Genomic DNA, 6,925 nt, shown 5'->3' on the forward strand with positions numbered 1-6,925 from the left:
CCTGGGGTGCGGACCGTCGCTGTTTGTCATTGCCGTCGTCGGGGCCGGGTGTCAGTAGGCCACCAGCCCGGCGTCGCGGAACCGGCCGCGGACCCGCTCGACCAGGTCCGGGTCCGGCGGCGCCGTGTCGCGCAGCGGGAACCGGATGCCGAGCCGGTCGTACTTGGCCGCGCCGAGCCGGTGGAACGGCAGCACGTCGACGCGCTCCACGTTGCCGAGGCCGGCGGCGAACCCGGCGACCCCGTCGACGTCGCCCGGGTCGTCGGTGACACCGGGGACGAGGACGTAGCGGACCCACACGGGCGTGCCGCGGGCGGCCAGCCGGCGGGCGAATTCCAGGGTGGGCCGGACCTCGCCGCCGGTGAGCCGGCGGTAGTGGGCCGGGTCCCAGGACTTGATGTCCAGCAGCACGAGGTCGGTCAGGTCGAGCAGGTCCTCGCCGGCCCGGGCGCCCAGCGCGCCCGAGGTGTCCAGCGCGGTGTGCAGGCCGAGCTCCTTCGCGCCGGCGAACAGCGCGCGGGTGAACGCCGGTTGCAGCAGCGGCTCGCCGCCGCTGACCGTCATCCCCCCGCCGGTGCTACGGGCGAAGGCCGCGAAGCCCCGAGCCGTGTCCAGCACCGCGCCGGCCGTGGTCGCGGTGCCGTCGCGCATCCGCCAGGTGTCCGGGTTCTGGCAGTACAGGCAGCGCAGCGGGCAGCCGCTCAGGAACGCGACGAAGCGGGTGCCCGGGCCGTCCACGCCCGTGGAGACGTCCCACGAGTGCAGCCGCCCGGGCACCTCGAGATTGTTCATCGCGCGCCGTGGAAGGTGCGGTTGATGACGTCGCGCTGCTGCTCCGGGGTGAGCTTGACGAAGTTGACCGCGTAGCCGGAGACGCGGATGGTCAGCTGCGGGTAGCGCTCCGGATGCGCCATCGCGTCCACCAACCTCGCCCGGTCGAGCACGTTGACGTTGAGGTGGAAGCCGCCGGACGAGGTGTAGGCGTCGAGGATCCCGGCCAGGTTGCCGATCCGCTCCTCGTCGGCGCGGCCCAGGCCGTCGGGCGTGACGGTGCTGGTGAGTGAGATGCCGTCGCGCGCGGCGGCGTAGGGCAGCTTCGCCACCGACAGCGCCGAGGCGACCATGCCGTGCACGTCGCGGCCGTTCATCGGGTTGGCGCCCGGCGCGAACGGCTCGCCGGCGCGGCGGCCGTCGGGCGTGTTGCCGGTGTGCTTGCCGTACACCACGTTCGAGGTGATGGTGAGCACCGACTGGGTGTGGATCGCCTCGCGGTATGCGGGGTTGCTGCGCACCTTGTCCATGAACGCCTCGACGAGCCACACCGCGATGCTGTCGGCGCGGTCGTCGCCGTTGCCGTACGCGGGGTACTCGCCCTCGACGCGGTAGTCGACGACGAGCCCGGTCTCGTCGCGCACGGGGCGCACCGTGGCGTAGCGGATCGCCGACAGGCTGTCGGCGGCCACCGAGAGCCCGGCGATGCCGCAGGCGAGGAAGCGGCGCACCGGGTAGTCGTGCAGCGCCATCTCGATCCGCTCGTACGCGTACTTGTCGTGCATGTAGTGGATGATGTTCAGCGCGTCGACGTAGGTGCGGGCGAGCCAGTCCAGGGTGCGGTCGAACGCGGCCATCACCTGCTCGTAGTCCAGCACGTCGCCGGGGATCGGCTCGGTGCGCGGCGACACCTGCGCGCCGGTCATCTCGTCGCGACCGCCGTTGATGGCGTACAGCAACGCCTTGGCCACGTTGACCCGGGCGCCGAAGAACTGCATGTCCTTGCCGGTCCGCATCGCCGAGACGCAGCAGGCGATCGCGGTGTCGTCGTCGCAGTAGCCGCGCAGCAGGTCGTCGTTCTCGTACTGGATCGCGCTGGTGTCCAGCGACACCTTGGCGCAGAAGCGCTTGAACGGCTCCGGCAGCGCCGGGGACCACAGCACGGTCAGGTTCGGCTCGGGTGCCGGGCCGAGGTTGTACAGCGTCTGCAGGTACCGGAACGAGGTCCGGGTCACCAGGGTCCGCCCGTCAGCGCCCTCACTGCCCATCCCGCCGATCGACTCGGTGACCCAGGTCGGGTCGCCGGAGAACAGCTCGTCGTACTCGGGCGTGCGCAGGAACCGGATGATGCGCAGCTTGATGACGAAGTCGTCGACGAGCTCCTGCGCCTCGGTCTCGCTCAGCGTGCCGTCGGCGAGGTCGCGCTCGAGGTACACGTCGAGGAACGTCGAGGTGCGCCCGAGCGACATCGCCGCGCCGTTCTGCTCCTTGGTGGCGGCGAGGTAGGCGAAGTACAGCCACTGCACCGCCTCGCGCGCGGTCCGCGCCGGCTTGGAGATGTCGTACCCGTAGGAGGCGGCCATCGCCTTGAGCTCGTCGAGGGCGCGCAGCTGCTCGGCGAGTTCCTCGCGGTCGCGCACCACGTCGGCGGTCGCCGCGTGCTCGTCCAGCGACGCCTTGTCCCGCCGCTTGGCCTCGATGAGGAAGTCCACGCCGTACAGCGGAACCCGCCGGTAGTCGCCGATGATCCGGCCGCGGCCGTACGCGTCGGGCAGCCCGGTGATGACGCCGGCCTTGCGCGCCGCCAGGATCTGCGGCGTGTAGGCGTCGAAGACCGCGGCGTTGTGGGTCTTGCGGTACCGCGTGAAGACCTCCTTGACGCTCGCGTCGAGCTCGTAGCCGTAGGCGCGCAGCCCGTTCTCGACCATCCGCAGTCCGCCGAAGGGCATGATGGCCCGCCGCAGCGGCGCGTCGGTCTGCAGGCCGACGATCAGCTCGCGGTCGCGGTCGATGTAGCCGGGCGCGTGGGCGGTGATCGAGGCCGGCGTGCGGGCGTCGACGTCGTAGATGCCGCGCTCGCGCTCGGCCGGGAACATCTCGGTCAGCAGGCCCCAGATGTGCCGGGTCCGCTCGGTCGGGCCGGCGAGGAAGGCCCCGTCGCCCTCGTACGGCGAGACGTTGGCGCGTACGAAGCCGGCGACGTCGACCTCGTCGCGCCACCGTCCGCCGCGGAAGCCGCGCCAGGCGGCGAGTCCGGTGCCGGCGGGGACGCTGGTGGTGGTCATCGTTCCTCCTGAGTCGGTTCGCTTCCCCTTCAGCGTCGCCGCTGCGGCGCCGTTCAGGCAGGGCCCGAAGTCCCGGGCGCGGGGGCCGTCCGCGCCTGCCCCGGCCCGGCAGAGGTGCCTACGCTGTGCTTGAGGCCGGAGGAGGTGGGTCGCTCGTGTCGGAAGCGTCGATCGGATCGGACGGGGCGGTTGGTGTCGTGACCGTCGGTGCCGACGCCGAGCTGCAGCAGGTGGTCGACGCCGTCGAGGGCGCCGGCGCCCGGGCGGTGGCGGTGGTGGACGGATCGGGCCGGCTGCTCGGCATGGTCGATCCCGGCGCCTACCCGCAGCTGTTCGAGGCCGATGGGCCACGCGTGGCGGGCACGCCCCGCCAGCGCCGCCGCCGCGACCGCATCGGCGGTGCCACCGCGCGGGATCTCATGACGCCGGCCGCTGAGCCCTACGCCTGGTCGCGGATCGGCCTGTCGTAGCGGGTCCATCGACCCTGCCACGACGGCCCGACCCGTGCCCAGCGTCGGTCCGGACCCTGTGGAGGTGCGGGATGACCAAGGGCTGGGGCTTCTCCCGCGACGATGTCGAGGGCGCGTTCTTCACCCGCTACCTCGAGCTGGGCCTGGACTACGTGTCCTGCTCGCCGTTCCGGGTGCCCGCGGCCCGGCTCGAGGCCGGCCGTAGCGCCGTCACCGCCACCTGCTCGGACACCCGCTGAGCCCGGCGGCTCCGGGACTTAGGACCCGGAGCCGTCGCGCCCATGTTCCCTGGTCCGCCGGCGCCGCTCGATCCAGGCTGAAGGTAGGAATCATCGAGGAGGATGCGATGAACGCGATCGTGAGCGAGCACCGGATCGTCGTCGGCTACGACGGGTCCGACGAGGCGCGGTGGGCGGTCGACTGGGCCGCTGCCGAGGCCGAACGCACGGGCAGCCAGTTGCAGATCGTCAACGCCTACCAGATCGCCTGGCCGGGCGCCTACTACATCGCCGTCGCGGAGCAGATCACGGCCGCGCGGGAGGCCGCCGAACAGCTCGTCGCCGAGATCGTCACGCGGGTCCGCGAGCGCGGCACCGGCATCGACGTCTTCGGCGTCTCGGTCGAGGCGCCGCCCGCGTCCACGCTGCTGGACCTCGGCGACGCCGGCGCCCGGATGATCGTCGTGGGCAACCGCGGCGCCGGCGGGCTGACCAACCTGGTCATGGGGTCCGTCAGCCAGCAGGTCGCCACCCACTCCCACGTCCCGGTCGTGGTCGTCCGCGGCCGCTCCGGCGCCCTCGACGGCCCGGTCGTGGTCGGCGTGGACGGCTCGGCGTCCAGTGACGCCGCGCTGGCGCTGGCGTTCGAGGCCGCCCGGGTGCGCGGGGCCGAGGTGGTCGCCGTCCGTGCCCACGTCATGCCGGCTCAGCCCGCGCTGCCCGTCGAGCACATCGACGCGCAGGAGCGGGCCGCGCTGGACGCCTCGCTGGCCGGTTGGCAGGAGAAGTACCCGGACGTCAAGGTCGAGGCCCTCGTCGCCGACGGCCGCGCGGCCAAGGTGCTCGTCGGCGTCTCGCACACCGCACAGCTCGTCGTCGTCGGCAGCCGCGGCCACGGCGGGTTCGCCGGCCTGCTGCTCGGCTCCGTCGGCCAGCAGCTCATGCACCACGCGGAGTGCCCGGTGCTCATCGCGCACGAGCGCAAGGCGTCGTAAGCGGCCCGGCCCATGGCGCTGGGACCGCACAATCGACCTGGGCACCGATACGCTCCCAGCGCCGGGCTCGGCCGGGAGCCGGCCGAGCCCGGCCTGAGTCAACAGCCGTCGGCGGCCGTCTGGTCGAACTGGTGCGCGTGCAGGGCCGGCGGCATCGGGGACCGGCCCGGGCCGCCGGCGCTCAACCAGGACAGGACCTCGGCGACCGCGGTGTCGTGCAGCACCTCGCCGAGGTACACCGGGCGGCCCCCGCGACGGCGGCCCGCGCGGGACGGCTGCACGACGACCACATTGGAGCGCTCGCACACCGACAGGCACTCGCTGACCCGGACCCGATGACCGTCCGCGGCGCGCAGGGCGCTCAGCAGCGCGTCGTGGTCGACGCCGGGGTGCTTGTCTGGGCTGCCGCAGCAACAGTCCCGGCACACGGTGAGGGTGCAGGCATCGTCCTGGTTCACCGGGTCTGGTGCACCGCTCCGCCGGGCCCGCCGGCGCCGGCCGGCGCCAGCACCCGGCCCGAGCGCTGGTCCGGCTCGCCCGGCACGGGTGCCGCCGGGTCGGTGCCGAGCTCGACGATGCGGTTGTCCCGGTCCACGTGCACGACGTGCGGGCGGTGCCCGGCCACCTCGGCCTCGTCGACGACGTTGAACGACATGATGATGACGAGGTCGCCCGGGGACACGAGCCGGGCCGCCGCTCCGTTGATGCCGATGACGCCGGTGTCCCGTGGGCCCTCGATGACGTAGGTCACGAGGCGGGCGCCGGTGTCGATGTCGACCACGTGCACCTGTTCGCCCTCGACGAGGTTCGCGGCGTCCATGAGCGTGCCATCAATGGTAATCGATCCCACGTAGTGCAGGTCGGCCTGGGTCACCGTGGCTCGATGGATCTTGCCGCCGATCAGGGTGCGCTGCATGTCGTCCTCTCCGGATGGATGCGGGGGTCTTGGAACCGGCCTCCGGACCGGTCGCCGAACGGGCCGGCGCGGCACCGGGGCCATCGATCGATGCCACGCCAATCGCAGCGCGATCGATATCAAGATAGGATAGCCAAACCTAAGTTAGGCAATGCTAACCTACGTTGGCTTCGCCGCGCTGCCCCACCGCGGACCCGACCTGACGAAGGAGTACAGATGATCCGACCGGGCACCCTTCGCGCCCCCCGACGACCAGGCGCCCGACTCGGCCGCGTCGCCATCGCCGCCGCCGCGCTGCTGGCGGCGACCGCGCTCACGGCCTGCGGCGGCAAGGACGAGCCGGCGGCGGCGCCGAGCGGTTCGGCGGCGCCGGCGCGGGCCGCCGCCTTCCCCGTCACGATCGAGCACAAGTTCGGCACGACGAAGATCGATGCCGAGCCGAAGCGGGTCGTCACCGTCGGCTGGAGCGACCAGGACTTCGCGATCGCGCTCGGGGTCGTCCCGGTCAGTACCCGGGAGTGGTTCACCGAGTACCCGAAGTACCCGTGGGTGGCCCCCGTGCTCGGCGGCAAGCCGCTGCCGACGTTCTCGGCCGAGATCAACTTCGAGGCGATCCTGCAGCAGAAGCCCGACCTCATCCTCGCCATCTACGAGACGATCAACCGGGAGACGTACGACCGGCTGAACCAGATCGCGCCGACGGTCGTGCAGTCCAAGGACTACGCCGACGAGCAGACGCCCTGGGACGTCCAGACGCTGACCACCGGCAAGGCGCTGGGCAAGCAGGCCGAGGCGCAGGCCCTCGTGGACAAGGTGAAGGCGAAGATCGCCGAGGTGCGCAAGGCGCACCCGGAGTTCGCCGGCAAGGTGCTCGTTGAGGACTTCGGCCCGGAGAACGGCCAGCACTGGCTCATCCCGGCGGGCGACCCGCGCCGGGCGCTGTTCGACGCGCTGGGCTTCGCCGCGCAGCAGGAGAAGGACGAGATCAGCGAGGAGCGGCTCGACCTGCTCGACCGTGACGTGCTGTTCGTCAACGGGGCGACGAAGGAGACCATGCTCAAGTCGCCGGTCTTCGCGAAGCTGAAGGTCGTCACCGAGGACCGGACGCTGTACACCACCTTCGAGACTCCGCTGGCCGGCGCGCTGTCCTACAGCGGGCCCAACGCGCTGCTCTTCGCGCTCGACCAGCTGGTGCCGCAGCTGGCCGCCGCGACCGACAACAACCCCGCGACGAAGGTCGGCCCCCTGTAGCGCGACGCGCGGGAGACAG

General features: G+C 72.2%; 7 protein-coding genes and 1 pseudogene. 4 read left to right on the plus strand and 4 right to left on the minus strand.

From position 1 onward, the window contains the following. Positions 1 to 51: 51 nt before the first annotated feature. Positions 52 to 792, minus strand: a complete 741-nt coding sequence (gene pflA, locus AB0367_RS29935) for a pyruvate formate-lyase-activating protein (protein ID WP_366229808.1) — start codon at positions 790 to 792, stop codon at positions 52 to 54. Beyond that, positions 789 to 3,056 (minus strand): formate C-acetyltransferase, encoded by a 2,268-nt coding sequence (gene pflB / locus AB0367_RS29940; RefSeq protein ID WP_366229809.1) that lies wholly within the window; start codon positions 3,054 to 3,056, stop codon positions 789 to 791. Before pflB ends, pflA begins: the two co-directional genes overlap by 4 nt. A gap of 197 nt (positions 3,057 to 3,253) precedes the next feature. Between pflB and AB0367_RS29945 the strand changes: the two genes are divergently transcribed. The 3 genes and pseudogenes from AB0367_RS29945 to AB0367_RS29955 all read left to right on the plus strand — a co-directional run bounded on the left by AB0367_RS29945 (position 3,254) and on the right by AB0367_RS29955 (position 4,739). Next, on the plus strand, positions 3,254 to 3,526 hold the full coding sequence (locus AB0367_RS29945) for a hypothetical protein (protein WP_366229810.1): 273 nt from the start codon (positions 3,254 to 3,256) through the stop codon (positions 3,524 to 3,526). Between the two features lie 71 nt (positions 3,527 to 3,597). Beyond that, positions 3,598 to 3,765: pseudogene (locus tag AB0367_RS29950) on the plus strand (hypothetical protein); the annotation flags it as partial. 107 nt (positions 3,766 to 3,872) lie between these two features. Further along, the gene (locus AB0367_RS29955; RefSeq protein ID WP_366229811.1) at positions 3,873 to 4,739 is read left to right on the plus strand and encodes a universal stress protein; all 867 of its coding nucleotides are present in this window, start codon (positions 3,873 to 3,875) and stop codon (positions 4,737 to 4,739) included. A 98-nt stretch (positions 4,740 to 4,837) separates the two neighbouring features. On the opposite strand, the gene AB0367_RS29960 is transcribed toward AB0367_RS29955, so the two are convergent. Continuing rightward, positions 4,838 to 5,197: a hypothetical protein gene (locus tag AB0367_RS29960; protein WP_366229812.1), complete on the minus strand. Its 360-nt coding sequence runs from the start codon at positions 5,195 to 5,197 to the stop codon at positions 4,838 to 4,840. Then, on the minus strand, positions 5,194 to 5,655 hold the full coding sequence (panD, locus tag AB0367_RS29965) for an aspartate 1-decarboxylase (protein ID WP_366229813.1): 462 nt from the start codon (positions 5,653 to 5,655) through the stop codon (positions 5,194 to 5,196). The genes AB0367_RS29960 and panD overlap by 4 nt, the downstream gene beginning before the upstream one ends. A 216-nt stretch (positions 5,656 to 5,871) precedes the next feature. On the opposite strand from panD, the gene AB0367_RS29970 reads away from it, so the two are divergent. After that, positions 5,872 to 6,906, plus strand: a complete 1,035-nt coding sequence (locus AB0367_RS29970; protein WP_366229814.1) for an ABC transporter substrate-binding protein — start codon at positions 5,872 to 5,874, stop codon at positions 6,904 to 6,906. Positions 6,907 to 6,925: the final 19 nt, after the last annotated feature.

It is taken from the genome of Dactylosporangium sp. NPDC051484, assembly GCF_040689395.1.
Classification (GTDB): Bacteria; Actinomycetota; Actinomycetes; order Mycobacteriales; family Micromonosporaceae; genus Dactylosporangium.